We start from the raw sequence: 21,976 nt of genomic DNA on the forward strand, positions 1-21,976 counted from the left end.
CGATCAGCCCTTGATGCCCGCACTCGCGACGCCCTCTTGGACGTAGCGCTGCGCGACGAGGTAGGCGAGGAAGATGGGCAGCAGCGCCACGACGGAGCCGGCGAGCATCACACTCAGCGGAACGCTCTGCTGCTGCAGGGACGAGATGCCCACGGTCAGGGTCCACATGTCGCTGGATTTTCCGACGATGAGCGGCCACAGGAAATCGTTCCAGTGCCAGAGGAAGACGAAGATGCCGAGGGTGGCGAGCACGGGCTTGCACAGCGGCAGCACGATCCGCAGGAAGATGCGGAACTCCCCCGCACCGTCGATGCGCGCGGCCTCGAACAGCTCGTCCGGCAGACCCTGGATGAACTGGCGCATCAGGAAGACGGCCTGGGCATTGGCGAGCGAGGGCAGGATGAGACCCCAGTAGGTGTCCACACCCCCGAGCCACGCCATGAAGATGAAGGTGGGGATGAGCGTGACGTGGAACGGGACCATGACCATCGAAAGGAAGGACCAGAACATCACCTCCTTGCCCCGGAAGCGCTTCTTCGCGAAGGCGTAGCCGGCCATCGCGGACAGGAACAGCACGATGACGACGGAGACCAGCGAGTAGATCAGCGTATTGCCGAGCCACACCAGGAGGTTCTGCCCGCTCAGCACCTGCTCGTAGGAGGAGAACGAGATGTTGCCCCACGGCAGGAGGGAGCCCGGTAGCTCCACCGCCATGCCCGGCTTCAGGCTCAGCACGACCATCGCGTAGAAGGGGAAGAAGCTGAAGACGGCGGCGATGCTCAGCCAGATCCAGCGGCCGACGATCCCCCAGCCGCTGGGCTCGAGAGCGCGGTAGGAACGCTGAGGACGCGAGGCGGTGGTGGCGCTCATTTCTGCTTTCCGATCACCAGGCGCTGGATGAGCGCGACGGCCAGGGTCATGATGAACAGCGCGACGCCGATCGCGGCCGCGTAGCCGTAGTTGAAGTACTTGAAGCCCTGGTCGTACAGCATGTAGACGAGGGAGTAGCTGGCGTTGGCGGGACCACCCCCGGTCATCACGTAGATCACGTCGAAGACCTGGAACGCCGCCGTGGTCTCGATGACGGCGAGGAAGAAGAACGTCGGCTTCAGATGCGGCATCAGGATGAAGCGGAAGCGCTGCCAGGCGTTGGCGCCGTCCATCAGGGCCGCCTCTTCGAGCTCGCGCGGCACGTCCTGCATCGCGGCGATGAGGATCATCATGCCGTAGCCGAAGCGCGACCACACGCCCACGATGATCAGCGCCGGGATCACGAGCACGGGGCTTCCAAGCCAGGATCCGCCGAGGCCCAGCGGTGCCATGAGCTGCGACCACGGACCGTCGGCGGAAAAGATCCACTTGAACACCGCACCGGCCAGCACCAGGGAGGTGATGACGGGCAGGAAGAAGATCGAGCGGAAGAAGCGCGAGCCGCGGAAGGCACGTCGGACCCCGAGCGCCATCACGGTGGACAGTGCCAGCGCGATGGGCACGGAGAACACCGCGAACAGCAGGGTGACCGACAGCGCCCGCCAGAACAGCGGGTCGGCAACCATCCGCTGGAAGTTGGCGATGCCCTTCCAATCCAGTTCGCCCGAGATGTCGTAGTGGAAGAAGCTCAGCCCCACACCCACGATCGACGGGCCGAACCGGAACGCGATGAAGAGCAGGAAGGCCGGCAGCACGAACAGGAAGGCGACGCGTGCTTCGCGACGCGAGAGCAGGCGGGTCAGGCGCGCGCCGGGTGAGGGCGCGGCTCCCGACGCGCCCGCAAGCGCAGCGTCGAGCCGCGGCGGTTCAGTGGTCTTCGTCGACATTGTCGGACTCCCTGCGTGGTGGAATCGGGATCCGGGGGCGCGCTCGATGCGACCAGCGCGCCCCCGGAGGGTCACTGCGTCAGCAGCGGGCCTGCGGCCGAAGCCGCGGCGTCGAGGGCGTCCTTCGCAGACTTCTGTCCCAGCAGAGCGCCCTGGATCTCCGGGGCGAGCACGCCCATCAGCGCACGCGAGCTGGTGAAGAGCTCGCCCACGGTGGCGGTGGGCACCTGAGCCTCCATCTTGGACATCACGGGGTCGTCGGCGTACAGAGCACCGGTCGAGGTGACCGCGGAGTAGAAGCCCGCCTCGATGAGGTACGGCTTGATCACCTCGCCGCCGGTGGCGTAGTCGGCGAACTCGCCGGCCGCCTCCTTCGCCTTCGATCCCTTCAGCAGCGCGAGCGAGCCGACGGTGCCGTACGCCACCGACTTCTCCTTCGTCAGCGGCGGCAGCACGACGATGTTCTCCTCGCCCCAGAACGACTCGAGCTCTGCGGGGATGTTCGTCCAGGTGCAGCCGACCTTGCCCTTGGCCAGGGCCGTCTGCTCCAGCGGCAGGTTGGTGCTGAGGGCGTCCGGCTCGATGGCCTTCTGCTGCGCCAGCGTGGAGACGAACTCCAGCGCTTCCTGGCCGGGCTTCTTGTCGAACTCCACCGCGGAGCCGTCCTTGGTGAACACGCTGCCGCCTGCCTGCCACAGCAGCGGGTAGAACGACATGTTCAGGGTGTTCTCGGGAGCCGCCGGGTAGTTGATGGCGTACATCCCCTTCTCGGTGAACTTCGGCGCCATCGCCAGCACGTCGTCCCACGTGGCGGGGTAGTCGGTGACGCCCGCTTCCTGGAAGGCGGCGGCGTTGCAGATCAGCGGGTTGACGCTGGTGAGCAGCGGCGCGCCCATCATGTTGCCGTCGATGGTGACCGACTCGGTGACGTTGGGGAGGATGTCGGCCTTCTGCTCATCGCTGAGGTAGGGGCCGATCGGCTCGATCGACTTCTGGTACGCGGCCAGCTGATCGGGGATGAGGTAGACGAGGTCCGGCCCCTTGCCCGCGGCGATGGCCGTCTGCAATCCCTCGTCGCGGTTCGCCCAGGGGAAGATCTCGTAGTCCACCGTGATATTCGGGTGGTCCTTCTCGAACGCGGCGACGGTCTCATCCCAGAACGCCTTGTGCTTGGCCTCGTCCGCGATGACGGGGTACAGCCACACCGTGACCTTCTGGTCACCACCTGCTGCGGCATCGCCACCGGACCCGGCGTTCGCGCCGCAACCGGCCAGCAGTCCCACGGCGGCGAGTCCCGCCGTGGCTGCGATCAACTTCTTCACGCGCATGATGCTCCTTTGCTCACGCCCTGGGTGCTCAGGGGGACGGGTCTATTATGACAATGCGATGTGATATTTCGTCAAGCCCTTTCCAGAAACTCTTGACCGACATGGTTTGGAGTGCTGTCATCGAAGGGCCGGCTAATCACACTCGTGTGGTAATTTTCCGGAAACGATGCGAAGGAGCGCCGATGCCAACCGTGGCCGAGCAGACGATCGTCGCCCGCACCGCCCTGCGTCTGCGCGACGGCGGACCGACGACGGCCACCGATCTCGCCCGCACGCTGGAGATCTCCCGCACCTCGGTGGAGAACGCGCTGGCACAGTTGCAGGATGCGGGGCTTGTCGCCGACGCGCAGCCGCTGCCGGGTCGAGGCGCCGGGCGACCCGCGCGCCACTACGGCTTCTCCGCGGCCGCCGGCCTCGTGGCGGGTGTGGATGTGGGCGTGCACAGTGTGCGAGTCGTCCTGTCGGATCTCGCGGGCGTGGTGGTGGCCCATGAACGCGCACCGGGCCTCGACCCCGATGCTGACGCCGCGACGCAGCTCGACGCCGTCGTCGCTGCGATCGATGCGGCGGTCGCCGCCGTCCGGACCCCGCACGGCGGCCTGCGCGCCGTCGGTGTCGCCCTGCCGGGAATCGTCGACGACTCGGGGCGGGTCGTCGCGTCCGTCATCCTCACCGCCTGGCCCGGAGTGGACGTCGCCCGTCTGCTCCGGGAGCGGCTCGGCTGCCCCGTGGTGCTGGACAACGGCGTGCGTCTCGCGGCCGTGGCCGAGCACCACCTCGGTGCCGCGCGATTGGTGGACGACGTCCTCTACCTGTCGGTGGGCGCGCGTATCGCGGCGGGGATCATCCTGGACGGCCGTCCACGCCGCGGTCCGCACAACGCGGCCGGCGACATCGGCCGCCTCGCGTTCCGCGGGATCGACGAAGACACCGGGCAGATCGCCTGGCGCACTGCCGGCAGCGGTGAAGAGGTGTTCGCACTGGCCGAGTCCGGCCACCCGGAGGCACGCGCCGAGCTCACCGGTTTCATCGACGAACTGGCACGTGGGATCGCCACCCTCGCGATGACGATCGATCCGGCCATGGTGGTGATCGGGGGCGGCATGTCGCTGGCACGTGAGGCCCTGCTCGCGCCCCTGCGCACCGCCGTGATGCGCCGCATCCGCATCCCCGTCGACCTGCCGATCGTCGCGGCGCGCCTCGGCGGCGAGGCGGCGGCCCACGGCGCCGTGGTGTTCGCCTTCATCCGCTGCGCGGACGACGTCACGGGACTTCCCGACCTCCCCCCGCCTCCCATCGCCCCCCTCGAGGACGCGGCACTCGTGGCCGCCGATCGCTGACCGGAAGGACTTCCATGTCGCATCCCCTCACCGACCTCACGGTCGGTCTCATCGGCGCCGGCGGCATCTCCGCCGTCCACGCCGACGCATGGCGCGCCCTCGGCGCGCGCGTGCTCGTCCACTCGGTCGTCGGTGCCCAGGAGCTCGCCGACGCGTACGGCTTCACCGCCGTCGCCACGCTCGACGAGGTGCTCGACGCAGCCGACATCGTCGACATCGTGACCCCGTCCGGCACCCACCGGGAGATCGCGCTCCGTGCCATCGACGCGGGGGTGCACGTGATCTGCGAGAAGCCGCTGGCGGCCACCGCCGAAGACGCTCGCGACGTCGCCGCCGCGGCGGAACGTGCCGGTGTGCGACTGTTCCCCGCCCACGTGGTGCGCTACTTCGCCGAATACCACGCGCTGCGCGAGCAGGTGCGTGCGGGGCGCATCGGACGCGTCGCCACCCAGCGGTTCACCCGCATGGGCCAGGCGCCTTCGACGCGCTGGTTCTTCGACGAGGCGAAGGGCGGCGGAGTCGTGCGCGACCTCATGATCCACGACCTCGATCAGGCGGTGTGGCTCGCGGGCGACGTCACGGAGGTCTACGCCGTGCAGCACCCCGCGAGCGTGGACGGGCAGGTGCCGGTCCCGGTGACCGCGCACGTCACGCTCACCCACGCGAACGGCGTCCTGTCCCACCTGCAGGCCACCTGGCTGAGCCCGGGCATGCCGTTTCGTACCTCCATCGAGGTGTCGGGCGACCAGGGACGGCTGAGTTTCGCCAGCCGCGATGACGCCACCCTCGTGGCGGACGTCGCCGTCACGGATGACGCCGGCTACATGCCGCCGATGTCGGCACAGGAGAGCCCCTATTACAGCGAGATCGCCGCCTTCGTCGCCGCGATCCGGTCCGGCGGCGAAGCACGCGTCTCCCCCGCCGACGGAATCGCCGCCGTCGCGCTGGCCGAGGCCGCCATGGCCTCGATCCGCTCCGGTCAGCCCGTCACCCTCACGGAGGTCTCCGCATGACCCGTCGACTGAAGGTCGCCGTTCTCTCTTTCGCCCACACGCACGCGCTGAGCTACGTGCACGCGCTGCAGCAGGACCCCGACATCGAGCTGATCGCCACCGATCCCGACGGCGCCACCGCCCCCGATGACGCTCCCCGCGGCGCTGAGCTCGCCGCCCAGCTGGGCGTGGCGTACGTCGACAGCTACGACGCGGCCTTCGCCTGGGGGCCGGATGCCGTCGTCGTGGCATCCGAGAACGCCCGGCACCGCGACCTGGTGCTGCGCGCGGCGGAGGCCGGTGCCCATGTGCTGTGCGAGAAGCCGCTGGCCACCACGGTCGCCGATGCCGAGGCGATGCGCGACGCATGCGCGGCCGCCGGCGTGCTGCTGATGGTCGCCTACCCCGTGCGCTTCGCTCCCGAGTTCCGCGATGCGCTGGCGCAGATCCGCAGTGGCCGGCTGGGCCGGGTGATCAGCATCACGGGGGTCAACAACGGCAAGCTGCCGCAGGATCGCGCCTGGTTCACCGACCCCGACCTCGCCGGCGGTGGAGCGCTGGTGGACCACGTGGTGCACTGCGCCGACCTCATCGACGAGCTGCTGGGCGAACGCGCTGCCACCGTGCGTGCGGTCTCCAACCGCATCCTGCACGCGGACCGTGAGCTGGCGGTCGAGACCGGCGGCCTCGTCACCGTGCAGTATCCGAGCGGGATCATCGCCAGCATCGACTGCTCATGGAGCTGGCCGATGAGCTCGCCCACGTGGGGCGGCCTGACGCTGCAGATCGTGCTGGAGCTCGGCACGCTGACGGTGAGCCCGTTCCGCCGCGGCGTCGCCGGTCATGACGCCGCCGGCGAGACCTGGACTCCCGTGGGCGCCGACCTCGATGCCCTCATGCTGTCCGAGTTCCTCGACGCCGTGCGGATGGATCGGACGCCTCAGCCGGATGCCGCCGTTGGCATCCGCACGCTGGAGATCGTGGCGGCCGCGCGCACCTCCGCTGCCTCCGCCGGTACGCCGATTCGCCTCCCCTAGCCCCGTTCATTGCGCGCAAATGGCCCCAAAAGTCGGATTTTTGGGGCCATTTGCGCGCTATGAACCGGGGGGTGTCAGATCACGTCGGGGGAATCCGGAGCGGAGGTCTCGCGACGGGTGGTCTGCGAGCCGGATGCGGGGTCGACGGTGGTGTTCGCGACGGAACGCGTGGTGCGGCGGCGCAGCAGCAGGGCGATGCCGATGATCGTGATGACGACTCCAGCGCCCATCAGCAGGTAGCCGACCAGGTCGAGGTCGATCCAGTCCACCTCGACGTTCAGGGCGAACGCCAGCACAGCGCCGACGACGAACAGGAAGATGCCGAAACCGATACTCATGTGAGCCTCCTCATCCGGGTCCGGGCGGACCCTGGTGCGGTCGACTGGTCACGCTAGCCCGAACCCGTCTGTGCGCAACCCCCCTTGCGCATCATCGCGAGTTCTGACATGCGAGAAACCCATGCGAGTCCGAACCACCCGGCAACCCGGGATTATCGGACCCGCATGGGTTCTCGCGGCGGTCAGGCGCGGGCGGCGGACTTCGCCGCCTCCTTCTGCTGCTTGTGCAGCACCTTCTCGTCGATCGGCGCCTCACCAGAGGCACGGAGGGCGGCATAGTAGGCACGGGCCTCGTCCTGGCGCACCTGCTCGGCACCGCTGGCGATCGGAGCGCGCAGGTGCTCGGGCTCGTAGGCGAACGCCCCGACCAGATCCAGCGCATGCGGACGCAGCCGCGCGCAGAGCCGATCGATGTAGCGCGACACCGACGCGGCACGCTGCGTCGACAGGCGGCCGTTGATGATGTACCAGGCCAGGTGCTTCTCGATGAGTCCCAGTCCGAACAGGTCGCGCACCCAGGTCAGCACCTCGCGCGTACCGTCGTCCGGAGCCGAGGCCAGTGCGTCGGTGAACGCCTCCCACTGCAGCAGCTCGCCGTGGGCACGAGCCGCCTCCATGAGCTCGGTCTGGTTCTCGTTGAACAGCGCGAAGCTCTCCTCAGCGCTCAGCTTCTTCCCGCCGCGCATCCGCATGGCGATGTCGGCGACCATCTGCTGGACGCGCTCCTGAAGCAGTTCGTGCTGGTCATCACCGCGTAGGCCGAGCTCCACCGAGCGCGCCGTCGAGCCGAGATCGGCGACGGCCTGTCCCAGGCGGCGAAGACCCGCACCGTGGAACACCTTGCCCGCTGTCTGACCGACCGCGAACGCCGCCAGCTGCTTCGGGTCTTTGCCCGCAACCTGCTGCCCGTACTCGGTCAGCAGTCGCTTGCCCACCAGCTGCAGGAGGATGTTGTTGTCCCCCTCGAAGGTGGCGTAGACGTCGAGGTCGGCGCGCAGGCCGGTGAACCGGTTCTCGAACATGAATCCGGCACCGCCGCAGGCCTCGCGGCACTCCTGCAGGGTGTCCAGCGCGTGCCACGTCGACAGCGGCTTGAGCGCGGCGGCCAGTGTCTCCAGGTCCTGCCTGTCGTCGTCGGTCGCGGCGCGCCCACTGAAGACGCCGTCGAACTTCTTCAGGAACTCGTCGTGCGCGAAGATCTGGGCATACGTGGTGGCCAGGCGCGGCAGGAGGCGCCGCTGGTGCTTTCCGTAGTCCAGCAGCACCGTCTCATCCGTGCCCGATCCCTGGTCGAACTGACGGCGCTGCGTGGCGTAGGTGATGGCGATGGTGAGCCCCACCGCGGACGCCCAGGACGAGGCGCCGTCGAGCGAGACGCGGCCCTGGACGAGCGTGCCCAGCATCGTGAAGAAGCGCCGTCCGGGGCTGGCGATCGGGCTGGAGTACGTGCCGTCCGCCGCGACGTCCCCGTACTTGTTCAGCAGGTTGGTGCGGGGAACCCGCACGTGGTCGAACGCAAGCCGGCCGTTGTCGATGCCGTTGAGACCACCCTTGAGCCCGTCGTCCTCGCTGGAGACGCCGGGCAGCAGCTGGCCGTTCTCATCGCGGATCGGCACGTAGAAGCAGTGCACGCCGTGGTTGACCCCGTTGGTGATCAGCTGGGCGAACACGGTCGCGGCGATGCCGTCCTTCGCGGCGTTGCCGAGATAGTCCTTCCACGCCGCACGGAACGGCGTGTTGATGACGAACTCCTCGGTCTCGGGGTCGTAAGTGGCCGTGGTGCCGATCGCGGCGACGTCGGAGCCGTGCCCCATCTCGGTCATCGCGAAGGCCCCGGGGATGGACATGTCCATGACGCCGGGAAGCCAGGTCTCGTGATGCGTCTCGGTTCCGAGGTGCAGGATCGCCGCGCCGAACAGGCCCCACTGCACGCCGGATTTGATCTGCAGGCTCGGATCGGCCAGGACCAGCTCCTCGAAGCCGGCGATGTTGCCACCGTGGTCATCGCCCCCGCCCAGTCGCTGGGGGAAGGCACGATGCACGGCCTTGTTGTCGACCAGCACGTGCAGCTGCGCGAGCACGCGCTCACGGTGCTCGCGCATGCCGAGGCTGTCATCGCGCCAGAGCGCCGGATCCTTGACCAGCTCGCGCGCCTGGCGGCGAACGTCCGCCCAGGTGCCCATCAGCATGTCGGTCACGCGGTCCACGTCGATACGGGGCTCGCCCGCGGCGGGGGAATTTGCGGCGTGTACGTACACGTCGGGATCAGTCATCGATACTCCTCGTGTGAGTCCTCGGTCCGCATGACGGACCTCACCAACACGCTAGGCCGAGGTCTGACGACGACCAAGCATGTTGGACTGAGTGTACAACTTCGTGACACTGAGTCTCACGGCCGCTGTGCAGATTCCACACATCCACAGCCCCTCGGAGCGGAACCACACCGACCACTAGACTGGCGGCTAGTCCGCCGCGACCCCTTTCACGATGACGCCACCCACCGCCCGTCTTCCTGCCCCGCAACGACGCGCTCTGATCGTCGACGCGGCCACTGACGTGTTCATGAAGGTGGGCTACCGCGCCGCCTCCCTGCGAGACATCGCGTCGCACGCCGGCATCAGTCACACCGCCCTGCGACGCCATTTCGCCTCCAAGGGCGACATCCTCCTCGCCATCCACGAACAGTACGAGGCCGACACGCTCGCCGCCCTCTCCGGCCGCGGAGAGCTGACGGTCGACGAGTGGATGATCGCCCTCGCTGATGAGGCGAGCAGCCGCCCCGATCGCCTCCAGGTGTTCACCGCGCTCGTCGGCGAGGGAACCTCCCCCACCCACCCCGCTCATGACGCGGCGCGGCGCTCGTACGAGGCGCGACTCGAGGCCTTCTCTGCAGGACTGGAACGCGGGGTCGCCGAGGGGGTCGTGGCCGCCACCCGCGCGACCCGGTCACAGGCGGCCCGTTTCCTGGCACTGTGGAACGGGGCGCAGTTGCTGCAGCAGTACCTTCCCGCGGTCGTTCACACGCCCCAGCTGATCCGCGACGAAACCGCCATCATCCGTCAGCCTGCGCTGCCGGTCCGCGATCCCGGCTCCGGGGCCACCCGGCCGCTCACCGACGCGCTGCCCCCCGGCACGTCGCGGCGCGACGGCATCCTGGACACCGCCACCTCGCTGCTGCTGGCACACGGGTACAGCGGCACCAGCATGCAGGCCTTCGCGGCCGCAGCGGGAATCGCCAAGGCGACCCTGTTCCATCACTACCCGACCAAGGACGACCTCGTCCGCGCTGTGCTGCACCGCAGCGCCGACATGGTGAACGCGCTGTCCGACGGCACGCGTGCGATCCGTGGGGCCGAGCGGCTGCACGCGATCCCCGCGCAGTGGCGGGCGGTGTGCGCCGGGGCCGCTGAGCTGGTGAACCTGCACGTCGTGCTGAGCGCCGAGGCCTCCAGCGCCGGGCACCCGCTGCACGAGGGCTTCCGTGAGCATTTCGCCACTCTCATCGACTGCTCCACCCGCGCCTTCACCGACGCCGAGCGTGACGGGCAGCTGCGCTCCCTGCGCGAGCCGCGCGTGGAGGCGATTCGCCTCGTAGCCCTCTGGGAGGGCCTGCAGCTCATCTCACGCTTCGACGCGTCGATCGACGTCGCGGCGGAGATCACCGCGCATCTGTCCGAGGTACTCATCGACCCCGCGGAAGACCGGAGGTCGAGTCAGGCGCCCGATCGGAATCCGGACGCCTGACTCGTCGGTCGCCCACCCGAATCGGGCTCGACCTGACGGCGTGATTTCGCATCGCCTCAGAACGCATGGCAGCGGAGCCCCCCGACTCGTTCGCTGCCACTTCTCGCCGATCCCGCCCTGAGGTCAGGATCGTGTCGATCTTCTGTTGTGCGATGCGCTTCTGCTCTCCCCCGAGAGCCGACCGCTTGGAAACATGTTATCGACCGATTGGCAACCTGCCAAGAGCCGATCCGCGAGTCGGCCCGCTTACGCTTCGGCGATGACGGCCAGCACGGCCTCGCCGTACGCGTCCCTTTTCTTGGCGCCAATGCCGGTGATGCCATCGAGATCCGCGAGCGATGACGGCCGATGCTCCGCGAGCGCGCGCAACGTCGCGTCGCCGAACACGATGTAGGCCGGAACGCCCTGCTCTCGAGCCTGGGCAGCCCGCCAGGCCCGCAGAGCCTCGAACAGTTCGCGGGCGTCTTCGGGCAGCTCGTCGGCGGCGGAGGCCTTCCTGGCCCGGCCCGCGCTCGAGGTGCGCCCCAGGACATCCCGCCGCATCAGTACGGACCGCTCGCCCCGCATCACCTCGGCACTGCCCTCGCCGAGGGCGAGAGTGCCGTACTCACCCTGCGCCACCAGCAGTCCCTGCGCGAGCAGCTGGCGGACCACCGAGCGCCAGTCGGCCTCGGAGAGATCCGCACCGATGCCATAGGTGGCGAGTTCGTGGTGGCGATACTGACGGATGCGGTCCGTGGACGCACCCCGCAGGATGTCGATCAGCTGACCGGCACCGAACGCCTGGTTGCGCTCGCGCTTCAGCCGCACGATGGTCGACATCAGCTTCTGCGCCGCAACGGTGCCCTCGAACGTGTCAGGCGGTGTCAGGCAGGTGTCGCAGTTTCCGCAGGGCGGGGAATCCTGGCCGAAGTAGGCGAGCAGATTCTGGCGACGGCACTGCACGGTCTCACACAGCGCGAGCATGGCATCGAGGTGCTGCTGCTGACGGATCTTGTGGGCGCGATCGCCCTCGCCCTGATCGATGAGGCGCCGCTGCTGCACCACATCCCCGAGACCGTAGGCCATCCACACCACCGAGTCCGCACCGTCACGGCCCGCACGACCCGTCTCCTGGTAGTAGCCCTCGACGGATTTCGGGAGGTCGATGTGGGCGACGAAGCGAACGTCCGGCTTGTCGATGCCCATGCCGAACGCGATGGTGGCCACCACCACGACGCCGTCGTCGCGCAGGAAGCGGGACTGGTTGGCCGCACGGACGTCGGCGGGAAGGCCGGCGTGGTACGGCAGCGCGTCGATGCCCTGCTTGCGCAGGTGCTCCGCGGTCTGCTCGACCGCCTTCCGGCTCAGGGCATAGACGATGCCGGCCGACCCCTCCGGCTGCGAGCGGATGAACTGCACCAGCTGACGTCGCGCATCGATCTTGGCCTCGATGCGGTACTGGATGTTGGGCCGATCGAAGCTGGCCACGAAGTGCTCGGCACGGGGCAGCCTGAGCCGTTCGGTGATCTCACGATGCGTGGCACGCGTCGCCGTAGCGGTGAGTGCCATGCGGGGAACGCCGGGGAACACCTCCCCGAGGTCTTCCAGCGCCAGGTAATCCGGCCGGAAGTCATGGCCCCACTGCGCGACGCAGTGCGCCTCGTCGATGGCGATCACACTCAACGAACCGCGCTGCAGGAAAGCACGCGTGGCGTGTCCGGAAAGGCGTTCCGGGGCGACGTAGAGCAGGTCCAGCTCACCGGCCAGGTAGGCCCGTTCGACCGCCTGACGCTCCTGGGTGGACTGGGTGGAGTTCAAGAACGCGGCGCGCACGCCGTTGGACTGCAGCGCATCCACCTGATCGTGCATGAGGGCGATCAGCGGGGAGACCACGAGCCCGGTGCCCTCTCGCACCAGGGCAGGAATCTGATAGGTGAGCGACTTGCCACCACCGGTCGGCATCAGCACGATCGCATCCCCGCCGTCGATCACGTGCTGCACTATGGCGCCCTGATCACCGCGGAAGGCGTCGTAGCCGTACACCGTGTGCAGTGCCTCGAGCGCGGATGCGTACTGTGACGCACGAGCCTGTGGCGCGGCGACCGGTGCGGGTGCGTATCCCGCCGGCACCGGCGGGCCCCCGAGGAAATCGAGGTCGACGGGAGGCTCGTCATACGGATCGTACGGGGGCTCGTCGTCGTACGGGATGTCGGCGTAGGGGTCGTACGGGGGCTGATCGGCATCCGCGCCGGAACGGGAAGCGGGGTGGGAGAAGGCCGAGGAGCTCACCCCCGCGAGTCTACCGACGCCCTCCGACGGTGGACTCGGGGCAGGCACGATGAGGAGATCCGGCTCGCGCTGACGAGTTGGGGAGGAGACGATCCCCGACGCGCAGACAGAGCGGAGGCCGGTTCGAGCCGGCCCCCGCGCTGTCTCGCGTCAGTTCCTCTCCCTCACCTCAACTCCGGATGCGCGCACGCCGGCGCGCGATGACGATCCCACCGGCACCCAGCAGCATCAGCAGGATGGCGATGATCCCACCCGGGCCCGCCTGTACGCCCGTGCTCGGCAGAGCGGGACCATGCGTACCGGGAGCCGTCGCGCTGGGCACTGACGTCACGTCAGTGCCGGTCGAGGGGCTGCCGGTCGGCTCCGTGGACGGTCCCGCCGTCGGCGACGCGGTCGGCGTGGGCTCCAGCGTCTGCGTCGGCTCCACCGTCGGCGTCAGCGTCGGCGACACGGTCGGCGTCAGTGTCGGTGTCGGTGTCGGTGTCGGCGTCGCCGTCGGCGTCGGCGTGGGCGTGGGCGTGACGTCCGCGACACGGAACCCCTCCGCTGTGCACCCGTCGCATGCCACCAGATCGGCACCGCGCGCATCGCCGTTCACGGTGATCGCGATCACCCCCGCCTCGGCGCCGCCTGCTGCGTCTGCCGCCGCACGCACCTCGTCCACGCGCGCTGTCACGACGATCTCCACGGTGGTTCCGGCCGCGATGGACCCGGTCCATGTCGCGGTCTGCCCGGCCATCGAGACCTCTCCGTGGTCGGCTCGGATCTCGCCGACGAGCGAGGCATCGTCGTGGACATCCGTGAGATCGATGCTCACGCTCGCCTCCCCCAGCGCGGTGTCCTCCGCTGTGGCCGACACCGTCCAGGTGAGTTCATCCCCCGGATGCACCGTCGATCCGGCGTCGGGGAGCGATGCCACCGCCAGCGACCACCGACCGGTACGAGGCACCGACCACTGCTGCTCGTCCTCGAAGAACGGGGCGTGGGCGTAGAAGCGCAGGTAGGGATCGAACGCGGCGAAGGACGGGACCTGCTGCGGAGAGTTCCACACCGTCTGCGCGAACAGGCGCAGACGCGGCATCAGGGTCTGGGTGAGGACGTGCTCCGGCGCCCATCCGTGAGCGTCGTCCCAGATGGGGAAGAACTGGCCGGCGACGTTGGCGCGCAGTTCCTCCGGCGCCTGTGCGGGAGGGCCCCAGCCACCGGAGAACGTGTACGGATCCGCATAGTTCTTCCACGCGTACTCCGGCAGCGGGCGGTTGATGACCGATCCGTTCCTGGTGTCGCCGGAGGTGAGATCCGCGCGCGACATGGTGGGCCAGAGGTCGTGATAGAGATCCGACGACGAACCGACGAGAGTGCGCCCCTCGGCGAGAAGATCCTCCGCGGTCAGGGAGCCGTAGATCTCCGCCCAGTAGATGACCGTAATGTCCGGGTCCAGCGATACGGCCTTGTTCCGGCCGTTCAGCTGGTCGTTCCACACCATCGTCTGGCGGCCGTCGGCCTTCAGCGCCTGATTGACGCCGTTGAGGAACAGAACATAGGAGTCCCGGGTGTTGGCCGTCGGATCCCCGGTCTCCTCCTGGGCCCAGGTGGCAAGTTCGGTGTGCTCGTCCAGCGACATGAACTCGTCTCCACCGATGTGGACATAGGGAGTGTCGAACGTGCGCCCGAGTTCCACTGCCACCGCGGCGAGACGCTCGCGCACGTCGCTCCTGCCGTAGTTGTACGCCTCGCCGCCGAGCATGTACCCGGGCTCCGTATACACCTGTGCGTCGAGCGTGGCGTGTGCGGGCATGTCGAACTCGGGGATGATCGTGACGTGGAAGCGCTGTGCGAAGGCGACCAGATCGGCGATCTCCGCCTTGGTCCACGAGCCGCCGTCAGGCAGGTGATCCACGAGCTCCGGGAACACGTCGCTCTCGACCCGCAGCCCCTGCCCGTCCTTCACCCGCAGCACCATCGTGTTCATGTTCGTGAACGCGAGGTCCTTGATCTGCGACTTCAGCCAGTCGATGGAGTAGTAGCGCCGGCCGGAGTCCACCTGCAGGGCCCGGAAGCGCATGTCCGTCCAGTTGACGACCTGGCCGAGCGGAAGATCGGCGCCCGCCGATGCACTGCGGAGGGCCTGGCCGAGCGTGTTGAAGGCATACAGCACGCCGGCTTCACCTCCTGCGGTGATCGTGATCCCCGCAGCGGTGATGTCGATCGAGTACGCCTGGTCCGCGAGCGCGCGGGCGTTCTCGGGGGCCGAATCCGCAATCGCGACCTCGCCGAGTTTCACGAACACCCGGTTCGCAGTGAGATCCGACTCGTCTCCGCTCATCAGCGTCACCTCGGGAGCCACACCCAGCTCCATGAGGTTGGCTGCGCCGAGATCGGCCTCGTCGGTGATCGCGTCGGCGTCCCCCGCCGACACGATCACCCGTTCCACGGATCCCGTCCAGCTCCCGCCCGCGGGCTGGAAACTCTGCACCGCGGGGATGGTGACCGGGAATCCGTTCTCACCGGACGGGGGCACGCTCCAGCCGGCCGGCGCCGTCTGCGGCGAGCTCGCGGGACCGACCTCCGTCACCGTGAAGTCATCGCAGTAAGCCGGCGCCGTATTTCCTCCCACGAAGCAGAAGGCGTTGAGCTCGGTCGTGCGCGGTCCCGTCGTGATGGTGGAGGTGTAACGGCCCCAGGCGGTTCCGCCGTCGGGCGTGGTGATTCCGGCGGCATACTCCCCACCGCCGTCGCCCACAGCCAGCCCCCGGTAATACGGGGCATTCTCGGCATCGAAGATCCCCCAACGGATCCCCGATCCCTTCAGCGACACTTCGAAGGTGTACACGGTGTTCGGCTGCACTCCCGTGATGGTCTTGTTGACCATCCCCCGATCCACCCCCGTGCCGCGCACGGGGAGGTTGCCGCCGATGGGGGTCTGAGTCGTGGCATCGGCGTACGGGAGACCGATCCGCGCGGCGTGGCCGGTGCCGTCGGCTCCCGGCTCCACGATCGCCGCGTGGTTGTGCTGAGTTTGCGCGCCCCAGTCGCCCGACTCGAAGCCGCCATCGACGACGACGGGTCCTTCGTCCGCGCTGCTGGGCAGAACGGCGCCGAAGGCCCCCGCTGTCGTCACCGCCATTGTCAATCCGAGCCCGGCCGCCCAGGCTCTCGTCCGTGTCCGCACTTCCTCGTACTCCTTCCCCCGACCGCATCGTTGCGCCCGACGCGCCTGACCTTACCCGGGTAAGCACCCCAGGGGAAGACCCGCACTGACACGGGTAAGTAATTCGGGGGATAGATTCGTTCCGATGTCTTCCGATGGTCCCGCCCGACGCCTCACGATGCGCGAGCTCGCTCGCGAGCTCGGCGTCTCGCACGCCGCTGTCTCCTTCGCGCTCAACGGACGCCCGGGGGTGAGTCCCGCCACGCGCGAGCGGATCATCGCCGGAGCACGCGAGCGCGGCTGGGCACCCAACATCGCGGCCCGGGCCCTCGGCGGGCACGGTACCGGCTCCGTCGGTCTCGTGCTCGCGCGCAGCGCAGACGCCCTCGCTGCGGATTCGTTCTATCTCCGCTTCATCGCGGGGCTCCAGTCGGAGCTCTCCCCCCTGGATCTCACGCTCACCTTTCAGATCGCAGACGATGTCGACGCCGAGATCGCGCTGCATCGCCGATGGGCCGCCCAGGCGCGCGTAGACGGTCTGATCGTCGTGGATCCGCGCACCGACGACCCACGCCTTCATGAGTTGCATGCGCTTGGACTGCCCGCGGTGATCGTGGGAGCCCGGGAGCACGCCGCGGCCGGGATCGCACTCGTCTGGGCCGACGACGAACAGCCGATGACGGAGGTGGTTCGCACCTTCGCCGAGCTCGGCCACCGGAGGATCGGCTACGTGGCCGGAGCAGAGGACCTCGTGCACACCGCGTCACGCGTGCGCAGCTTCGCGTCCGCCATCGCCCGATACGGCCGGGACGCCCTGCCGGTGGTGCACACTCACCACGATCCCGACGAGGCAGAACGCGCGGTCGCGGCGCTCCTGGACGGCGGCCCGACCGCGGTGATCGCCGACGACGACCGCCTCGCCGTCACGGTACTGAGCGTGGCGAAGTCGCTCGGCATCGAGGTGCCGCGTCACCTCAGCATCGTGTCATGGGAGGACTCACCGCTGTGCACGGCGACCACACCGCCGCTCACCGCACTCTGGCGTGACCCCTTCGACCTGGGTCGCAGCGCCGCAGCCGCTCTCCTCGCCGAGATCTCCGATCATCGTGCCGCCGCGATCGCGGTGGCTCCCGCCGTGCTGCGCCGTCGGGATTCGCTCACCGAGGCTCCGTGACGGAACACGCGACCTCCCCTCAGGCGAGCCACTTGCCGGCGATAGCGCGAATCGTGTTGGCGTTGCGGTTGGTGGCCGGCTCCAGCAGCTTCGCGGCGCGGAGGGGATCCACCTCGCCGGGTGTGTAGCCCTCACCGAGGAGAGCGTGGATAGAACGACCGCGCACGACCATGCGGCCGCGCTCATCGGAGAGCCCTTCCACACGCCGCGCGGTCTCCGCGTCGAGGGGCTCGCTGCGCAGGTACACGTAGTGGCGGTGCAGCGCTGGGTCGTCGAGCTCCGCAACCGCCGACACCACGACGCGGTATTCGTCGGCGGTGAACAGCATCACCGGCACGACGAACCCTCGGTCCGCCTCGAACGCGCGCTCCAACGCGGCCGTCACCGTGGCGGGGTCCTCCGCAGTGCGCAGGAACACGTTCCCGGTGTTGATGTGGGTGGCAACGTCCGCGTACCCCAGCTCAGCGACGACGCGCCGGATGTCGGCGGCGGGGAACATCCGTCCGCCGACGTTGACGGCGCGCAGGAACGCGATCATGTCGGTCATGAGGAGATCCTGCCATCCCCGTGCGACATCCCTCAGAGGGCGCCCGTGGTCACCACCGGGATGACGATGTTCTCCAGCGTGACCTCGTAGCCGAGACCGTCGTACAGCGCGCGGGCGCCGTCGTTGTGACCGAAGACGTTGAGGGCGAGGTGGGTGGCCCCCATCTCACGTGCGACGTCTTCTGAGGCTCGCATGATCGAGGCGCCGTAACCCTTCCGGCGGTGCTCGGGCGACACGATGATGTCGTAGATGAACGCCTGCCCACCCCGATCGGCGATCCACACCATGCCCACGCGCTCATCGCGGTCGTAGGCGCTGAGCAGCAGCTGTCCGGGCGTCGACCGCCCCGCGGGCAGCAGCTGGGCGAAGGACGCCCGCGCGACGTCGAGCGCAGCGGCCTCGTCCTCCGCCCCGGCGTTCGCCCTCTCCCGTGCGTACTCGGCGATGGCTCCCCCGATCCACTCCTCGTACTCCGCGTCGGTGAACGGCGACAGGTTCACGCAGCCGTCGGCGCGCGAGGGGCGATCGAGAGCGATTCGCATGTTCGTCGCCACAATGGACTCGTCCGGGGTGCGCAGCGCCTGGGTGATGGGGTCGCCCGCGAGGCGGTTCACCCGGATGCGGGTGGCGCCGGAACGCCGAGCCCACGCCCGCAGCCCGTCCAGGCCGCCGATGGCGTGCGAGGGATCCTCCACGGTGGTGGCCACGAGTTCGCACGTGTCCCCCGACTGCGCGATGACGACCTCGCCCAGCTCCCCTGCCACATCGCCCAGCAGAACGCCATCACCACCCGGACCGAACAACCGGACGAGGAGCTGGCGCTGCTGCTCGGCGAACGCGGCCTCATCGGCGATCACACCGGCGCGCGCGTAAGCTGCGGCTCGCCGATCGGCCAGGTCCGCGATGGTGTCAGCAGACGGGGAGGGAAGCCTGACGAGCGTGTACATGGCCTCACATTACGCGTGCCGACGTCGCTGCGGGCAATGTGCGAACAGGTGTCACGACCGTTCCCACACCACAGGCAACCCCTCCCACTTATCCACATTCCGCGTTCACCCGCGCTACGCGAAGCACGAGCCGAGAAGGCTGCCCCTGTGCCCGGAAACAGTTCGACAACGAAAGGGTGCTGGCCATGACCGAGCCGCAGATCTGGACCGCGCTGGGCATTCTCGCCGCAGCGCTCACCGCCATGATCACCATGTCCACGCAGTTCATGATCCGCACGATCGGCTCGCAGTTCGCCGGGGTGCACACGCAGTTCGCCGCGGTGCACACGCAGTTCGCCACTGTGCAGACGCAGTTCGCCGCCATCGACGACAAGTTCGCCGCCATGAACGACAAGTTCGCCGCCATGAACGAGAAGATGGACCGACGCTTCGATGAGGTCGATCGACGCTTCGATGAGGTGGACCGGCGCTTTGGTCTCGTCGAGGGCCGACTGGACCGGGTAGAGCGTCGGCTGGACGGTCTCCATACCGACGTCCAGGCCATCACCAGACGAATCCTGCCGGACTGACAGCCCACGCCTCCGGTACGTCCGGTGAGCACGATCCCGTTACGATCGCGATGTGAGCGAGCGCACGACGAAGGACACCGCGCGGCCGATCGTGGCGGGCATCGTGACAGCGCTCGTCGGCTTCACGTCCTCCTTCGTCGTGGTACTCACCGGCCTGCGCGCCGTCGGCGCGACGGATGCGCAAGCTGCCAGCGGACTGCTCGCGCTGAGCGTCACGATGGGAATCGCATGCATCCTGCTGAGCCTGCGCACGCGGATGCCCGTGACATCGGCGTGGTCCACACCGGGAGCCGCACTTCTGGCCGGAGCCAGCGCCGTGGACGGCGGATGGCCTGCCGCCGTCGGCGCGTTCATCGTCACCGGCCTGCTCATCGTGGTGACCGGAGTATGGCCCTTCCTCGGGGCACTGGTGACCCGCATCCCCGCGCCCCTCGCTCAGGCGATGCTCGCCGGTGTGCTGCTCCCGCTCTGCGTCGCACCGGTCACCGGAGCCGTGACGAATCCGTGGGGCGTGCTGCCGGTCATCGCGGTGTGGCTGCTGGGGCTGCGGTTCCTGCCGCGATGGGCGGTGCCGCTCGCCTTCGTGACGGCGGCGGCGGTCGTCGTGGCCGGCATCGTGCAGAGCGGTGCAGCGGTGGATCCCGCGGCACTGCTGCCACGCCTGGAGTTCGTCACCCCCGCGTTCTCGTTCGGCGGGATCATCGGGATCGCGGTGCCGCTGTTCATCGTGACGATGGCGTCGCAGAACATCCCCGGTGTGGCCATCATGCGTTCGTACGGCTACGAGGTGCCCTGGCGCTCCGCGATGATCACCACCGGTGTCGGCACGATCCTGGGAGCTCCGGCCGGCGGTCACGCGATCAACCTCGCCGCGATCAGCGCGGCGCTGGCGGCGAGCGACGAGGCGGGCAAGGACCCCTCCCGGCGGTGGATCGCCGGAGTCACCACCGGCGTCGCCTATCTGGTGCTCGGTACCGCCTCCGCGGTGTTCGCCGCTCTCGTGGTGTTCGCTCCGGCCGGCGTGATCGCAGCGGTCGCGGGCCTCGCTCTCCTGGCATCATTCGCCTCCGCCGTGCATCAGGCCATCATCGAGCCCGAGCTGCGCATCCCCGCCGCGGTGACGTTCATCGTGGCGGCATCGGGGATCTCCCCCTTCGGCATCGCGGCGGCGTTCTGGGCTCTGCTGGTGGGTCTCGTGCTCCACGTCGTGCTGCGCCGCCGCTGAGCGCGCCCGCTCAGCTCGCGTCGGACTGCTCCGGTGTGTGCAACCGCGCGAGGAATCGGTCGGCGCGGGATGGCAGCCCGCCGCGGTCCAGCAGGGAGACGGCGACCACCGTGATCGTGGCGAGCGGAATGGTCCAGGCGGCGGGCTGATCCAGCACCGAGGACCACCACGATTCCCGGGGCGCCAGTGCGGAAGCCACCAGAGCTCCGGCGCTGCTCACGGCACCGACCACCATGCCCGCGGCCGCACCGCGCGCGGTGAGCCTGCGCCACCACACGCCGAGGATGAGGACCGGTGTGAGACTGGACGCCGCGAAGACGAACACGACACCGACGCTCGAGACGAGCCCACCCCCGATCGTGAAGAACGAGAACAGCAGGGGGACGATCGCGCAGAGGACGGCGGAGAAGCGGAACGAGCGCACTGTGCCGCCGAACAGGTCCTGACTCACCACCCCCGCGAGCGCCACCACCAGACCCGACGACGTTGCCAGGAACGCCGCGAACGCCCCGGCCACCACCAGCGCCGTCACCAGCTGGCCGAGCAGTCCGGGAAGCACGCGCGCGGGCAGGGCGAGCACGGCGGTGTCGGCCACGCCGGCGACGGCGAGATCCGGCGCGGCGATGCGGGCGATGAGACCCATCGCGGAGGAGACGGCGTAAAAGGCGCTGATGAGCACGATGACGATGACGGTGGCCCGCCGAGCCGAGTCTCCGTCAGGGCTCGTGTAGAACCTCACCAGCACGTGCGGGAGGCCGATGGTGCCGAGCAGCAGGGCGATCAGCAACGAGGTGGTGCGATAGAGGTCCGCTCCGGCGGGGCCCGCATCCGCGGGGAACACCAGCTGTGGGTCGGGCGGAGCCGGGTCCCCCGCCAGCACGATCACCAGCAGCACCACCGGCACCAGCAGGGCGAACAGCTTCAGCCAGAAGTGGAAGGCCTGCACGGCGGTGATCGCACGCATGCCGCCACCCGCCACCGCGCCCGCGACCACCACGGCCACCACGGCAGCCCCCACCCACAGCGGAAGTCCGGCGGCCACGTTCAGCGTGATCGCCGCGCCGTGCAGCTGGGGGACGATGTACAACCAGCCGATCACCACGACCACCAGGCTGGTGATACGTCGCGCCGCGCGGGACTGCACCCGCGCCTCCACGAAATCGGGGATCGTGTATGCCCCGGACCGGCGCAGCGGCGCCCCGACGAAGAGCAGGACGAGCAGGTACCCCGCTGCGTAGCCGATCGGGAACCAGAACCCCTCCGCTCCGGCGAGCAGCACCAGCCCCGACAGGCCGAGGAACGTCCCGGCCGACAGATACTCGCCACTGATCGCCGAGGCGTTCCACACCGGGCGCACGGTGCGAGAGGCGACGAAGAAGTCACTGGTCGTGCGGGAGAAGCGCACGCCCGCGAATCCCAGGATGACGGTAACGAGCAGCACCACTGCCACCGCGATCAAGACCAGTGTGCTTGTCATCGGCGGCCCGTCCGCCCGT

At 68.9% G+C, this 21,976-nt stretch carries 17 protein-coding genes; 7 read left to right on the forward strand and 10 right to left on the reverse strand.

The features are described from left to right. Positions 1-3 precede the first annotated feature (3 nt). From LQ566_RS14305 to LQ566_RS14315, 3 genes are all read right to left on the reverse strand, one after another. Positions 4-870, reverse strand: coding sequence for a carbohydrate ABC transporter permease (locus LQ566_RS14305; RefSeq protein ID WP_231092403.1), 867 nt, complete (start codon positions 868-870; stop codon positions 4-6). Further along, complete coding sequence (locus tag LQ566_RS14310) at positions 867-1,817, reverse strand: carbohydrate ABC transporter permease (RefSeq protein ID WP_231092404.1); 951 nt, start codon at positions 1,815-1,817, stop codon at positions 867-869. The genes LQ566_RS14305 and LQ566_RS14310 overlap by 4 nt, the downstream gene beginning before the upstream one ends. 71 nt (positions 1,818-1,888) lie before the next feature. Then, positions 1,889-3,145: an ABC transporter substrate-binding protein gene (locus LQ566_RS14315; RefSeq protein WP_231092405.1), complete on the reverse strand. Its 1,257-nt coding sequence runs from the start codon at positions 3,143-3,145 to the stop codon at positions 1,889-1,891. Positions 3,146-3,327: 182 nt separating this feature from the next. Here LQ566_RS14315 and LQ566_RS14320 point away from each other — a divergent pair, with 182 nt between their 5' ends. The 3 genes from LQ566_RS14320 to LQ566_RS14330 are packed head-to-tail and all read left to right on the forward strand — an operon-like array spanning position 3,328 to position 6,514. Then, positions 3,328-4,485 carry an ROK family transcriptional regulator gene (locus LQ566_RS14320; protein WP_231092406.1) on the forward strand — a complete coding sequence of 386 codons (1,158 nt, stop codon included), beginning with the start codon at positions 3,328-3,330 and terminating at the stop codon, positions 4,483-4,485. Between the two features lie 14 nt (positions 4,486-4,499). Then, on the forward strand, positions 4,500-5,498 hold the full coding sequence (locus LQ566_RS14325; protein ID WP_231092407.1) for a Gfo/Idh/MocA family protein: 999 nt from the start codon (positions 4,500-4,502) through the stop codon (positions 5,496-5,498). Next, on the forward strand, positions 5,495-6,514 hold the full coding sequence (locus LQ566_RS14330; protein ID WP_231092408.1) for a Gfo/Idh/MocA family protein: 1,020 nt from the start codon (positions 5,495-5,497) through the stop codon (positions 6,512-6,514). Before LQ566_RS14325 ends, LQ566_RS14330 begins: the two co-directional genes overlap by 4 nt. A 74-nt stretch (positions 6,515-6,588) precedes the next feature. On the opposite strand, the gene LQ566_RS14335 is transcribed toward LQ566_RS14330, so the two are convergent. Together LQ566_RS14335 and LQ566_RS14340 are read right to left on the reverse strand one after the other, a co-directional pair. Beyond that, positions 6,589-6,852: a DUF6458 family protein gene (locus LQ566_RS14335; RefSeq protein WP_231092409.1), complete on the reverse strand. Its 264-nt coding sequence runs from the start codon at positions 6,850-6,852 to the stop codon at positions 6,589-6,591. Between the two features lie 182 nt (positions 6,853-7,034). Continuing rightward, entirely contained in the window at positions 7,035-9,125 is a 2,091-nt protein-coding gene (locus LQ566_RS14340) for an acyl-CoA dehydrogenase family protein (protein WP_231092410.1), read from the reverse strand. Positions 9,126-9,339: 214 nt separating this feature from the next. Between LQ566_RS14340 and LQ566_RS14345 the strand changes: the two genes are divergently transcribed. Further along, positions 9,340-10,596, forward strand: coding sequence for a TetR/AcrR family transcriptional regulator (locus LQ566_RS14345; RefSeq protein ID WP_231092411.1), 1,257 nt, complete (start codon positions 9,340-9,342; stop codon positions 10,594-10,596). A gap of 246 nt (positions 10,597-10,842) precedes the next feature. On the opposite strand, the gene recQ is transcribed toward LQ566_RS14345, so the two are convergent. Together recQ and LQ566_RS14355 are read right to left on the reverse strand one after the other, a co-directional pair. Then, on the reverse strand, positions 10,843-12,786 hold the full coding sequence (gene recQ / locus LQ566_RS14350) for a DNA helicase RecQ (protein ID WP_231092569.1): 1,944 nt from the start codon (positions 12,784-12,786) through the stop codon (positions 10,843-10,845). 250 nt (positions 12,787-13,036) lie between these two features. Next, positions 13,037-15,994 (reverse strand): family 20 glycosylhydrolase, encoded by a 2,958-nt coding sequence (locus LQ566_RS14355; protein ID WP_231092412.1) that lies wholly within the window; start codon positions 15,992-15,994, stop codon positions 13,037-13,039. 169 nt (positions 15,995-16,163) lie between these two features. Here LQ566_RS14355 and LQ566_RS14360 point away from each other — a divergent pair, with 169 nt between their 5' ends. Continuing rightward, positions 16,164-17,192: a LacI family DNA-binding transcriptional regulator gene (locus tag LQ566_RS14360; protein WP_231092413.1), complete on the forward strand. Its 1,029-nt coding sequence runs from the start codon at positions 16,164-16,166 to the stop codon at positions 17,190-17,192. Positions 17,193-17,211: 19 nt separating this feature from the next. Here LQ566_RS14360 and LQ566_RS14365 read toward each other — a convergent pair whose 3' ends face one another. Both LQ566_RS14365 and LQ566_RS14370 read right to left on the reverse strand, forming a co-directional pair. Continuing rightward, entirely contained in the window at positions 17,212-17,739 is a 528-nt protein-coding gene (locus LQ566_RS14365) for a DUF1697 domain-containing protein (RefSeq protein WP_231092414.1), read from the reverse strand. Positions 17,740-17,771: 32 nt separating this feature from the next. Then, a complete protein-coding gene (locus tag LQ566_RS14370; protein WP_231092415.1) occupies positions 17,772-18,686 on the reverse strand; it encodes a GNAT family N-acetyltransferase in 915 nt (304 codons plus the stop codon). 185 nt (positions 18,687-18,871) lie between these two features. Between LQ566_RS14370 and LQ566_RS14375 the strand changes: the two genes are divergently transcribed. Then, complete coding sequence (locus LQ566_RS14375) at positions 18,872-19,255, forward strand: hypothetical protein (protein ID WP_231092416.1); 384 nt, start codon at positions 18,872-18,874, stop codon at positions 19,253-19,255. A 52-nt stretch (positions 19,256-19,307) separates the two neighbouring features. After that, complete coding sequence (locus tag LQ566_RS14380) at positions 19,308-20,480, forward strand: benzoate/H(+) symporter BenE family transporter (protein WP_231092417.1); 1,173 nt, start codon at positions 19,308-19,310, stop codon at positions 20,478-20,480. Positions 20,481-20,490: 10 nt separating this feature from the next. Here the strand turns inward: LQ566_RS14380 and LQ566_RS14385 are convergent, their stop codons facing one another. Next, complete coding sequence (locus LQ566_RS14385) at positions 20,491-21,957, reverse strand: sodium/solute symporter (RefSeq protein ID WP_231092418.1); 1,467 nt, start codon at positions 21,955-21,957, stop codon at positions 20,491-20,493. Between the last annotated feature and the right edge of the window lie 19 nt (positions 21,958-21,976).

It is taken from the genome of Microbacterium nymphoidis (genome assembly GCF_021044885.1).
In the GTDB taxonomy this organism is placed as follows: domain Bacteria; phylum Actinomycetota; class Actinomycetes; order Actinomycetales; family Microbacteriaceae; genus Microbacterium; species Microbacterium nymphoidis.

Bases quoted from the DNA above. Each gene is read 5' to 3' on its own strand.
- LQ566_RS14385 (WP_231092418.1), bottom strand. From the start codon at position 21,957: ATGACAAGCACACTGGTCTTGATCGCGGTGGCAGTGGTGCTGCTCGTT.
- LQ566_RS14330 (WP_231092408.1), top strand. From the start codon at position 5,495: ATGACCCGTCGACTGAAGGTCGCCGTTCTCTCTTTCGCCCACACGCAC.
- LQ566_RS14345 (WP_231092411.1), top strand. From the start codon at position 9,340: ATGACGCCACCCACCGCCCGTCTTCCTGCCCCGCAACGACGCGCTCTG.
- LQ566_RS14375 (WP_231092416.1), top strand. From the start codon at position 18,872: ATGACCGAGCCGCAGATCTGGACCGCGCTGGGCATTCTCGCCGCAGCG.
- LQ566_RS14340 (WP_231092410.1), bottom strand. From the start codon at position 9,125: ATGACTGATCCCGACGTGTACGTACACGCCGCAAATTCCCCCGCCGCG.
- LQ566_RS14360 (WP_231092413.1), top strand. From the start codon at position 16,164: ATGTCTTCCGATGGTCCCGCCCGACGCCTCACGATGCGCGAGCTCGCT.
- LQ566_RS14370 (WP_231092415.1), bottom strand. From the start codon at position 18,686: ATGTACACGCTCGTCAGGCTTCCCTCCCCGTCTGCTGACACCATCGCG.
- LQ566_RS14315 (WP_231092405.1), bottom strand. From the start codon at position 3,145: ATGCGCGTGAAGAAGTTGATCGCAGCCACGGCGGGACTCGCCGCCGTG.
- LQ566_RS14335 (WP_231092409.1), bottom strand. From the start codon at position 6,852: ATGAGTATCGGTTTCGGCATCTTCCTGTTCGTCGTCGGCGCTGTGCTG.
- LQ566_RS14365 (WP_231092414.1), bottom strand. From the start codon at position 17,739: ATGACCGACATGATCGCGTTCCTGCGCGCCGTCAACGTCGGCGGACGG.
- LQ566_RS14355 (WP_231092412.1), bottom strand. From the start codon at position 15,994: ATGGCGGTGACGACAGCGGGGGCCTTCGGCGCCGTTCTGCCCAGCAGC.
- LQ566_RS14305 (WP_231092403.1), bottom strand. From the start codon at position 870: ATGAGCGCCACCACCGCCTCGCGTCCTCAGCGTTCCTACCGCGCTCTC.
- LQ566_RS14310 (WP_231092404.1), bottom strand. From the start codon at position 1,817: ATGTCGACGAAGACCACTGAACCGCCGCGGCTCGACGCTGCGCTTGCG.
- LQ566_RS14320 (WP_231092406.1), top strand. From the start codon at position 3,328: ATGCCAACCGTGGCCGAGCAGACGATCGTCGCCCGCACCGCCCTGCGT.
- LQ566_RS14325 (WP_231092407.1), top strand. From the start codon at position 4,500: ATGTCGCATCCCCTCACCGACCTCACGGTCGGTCTCATCGGCGCCGGC.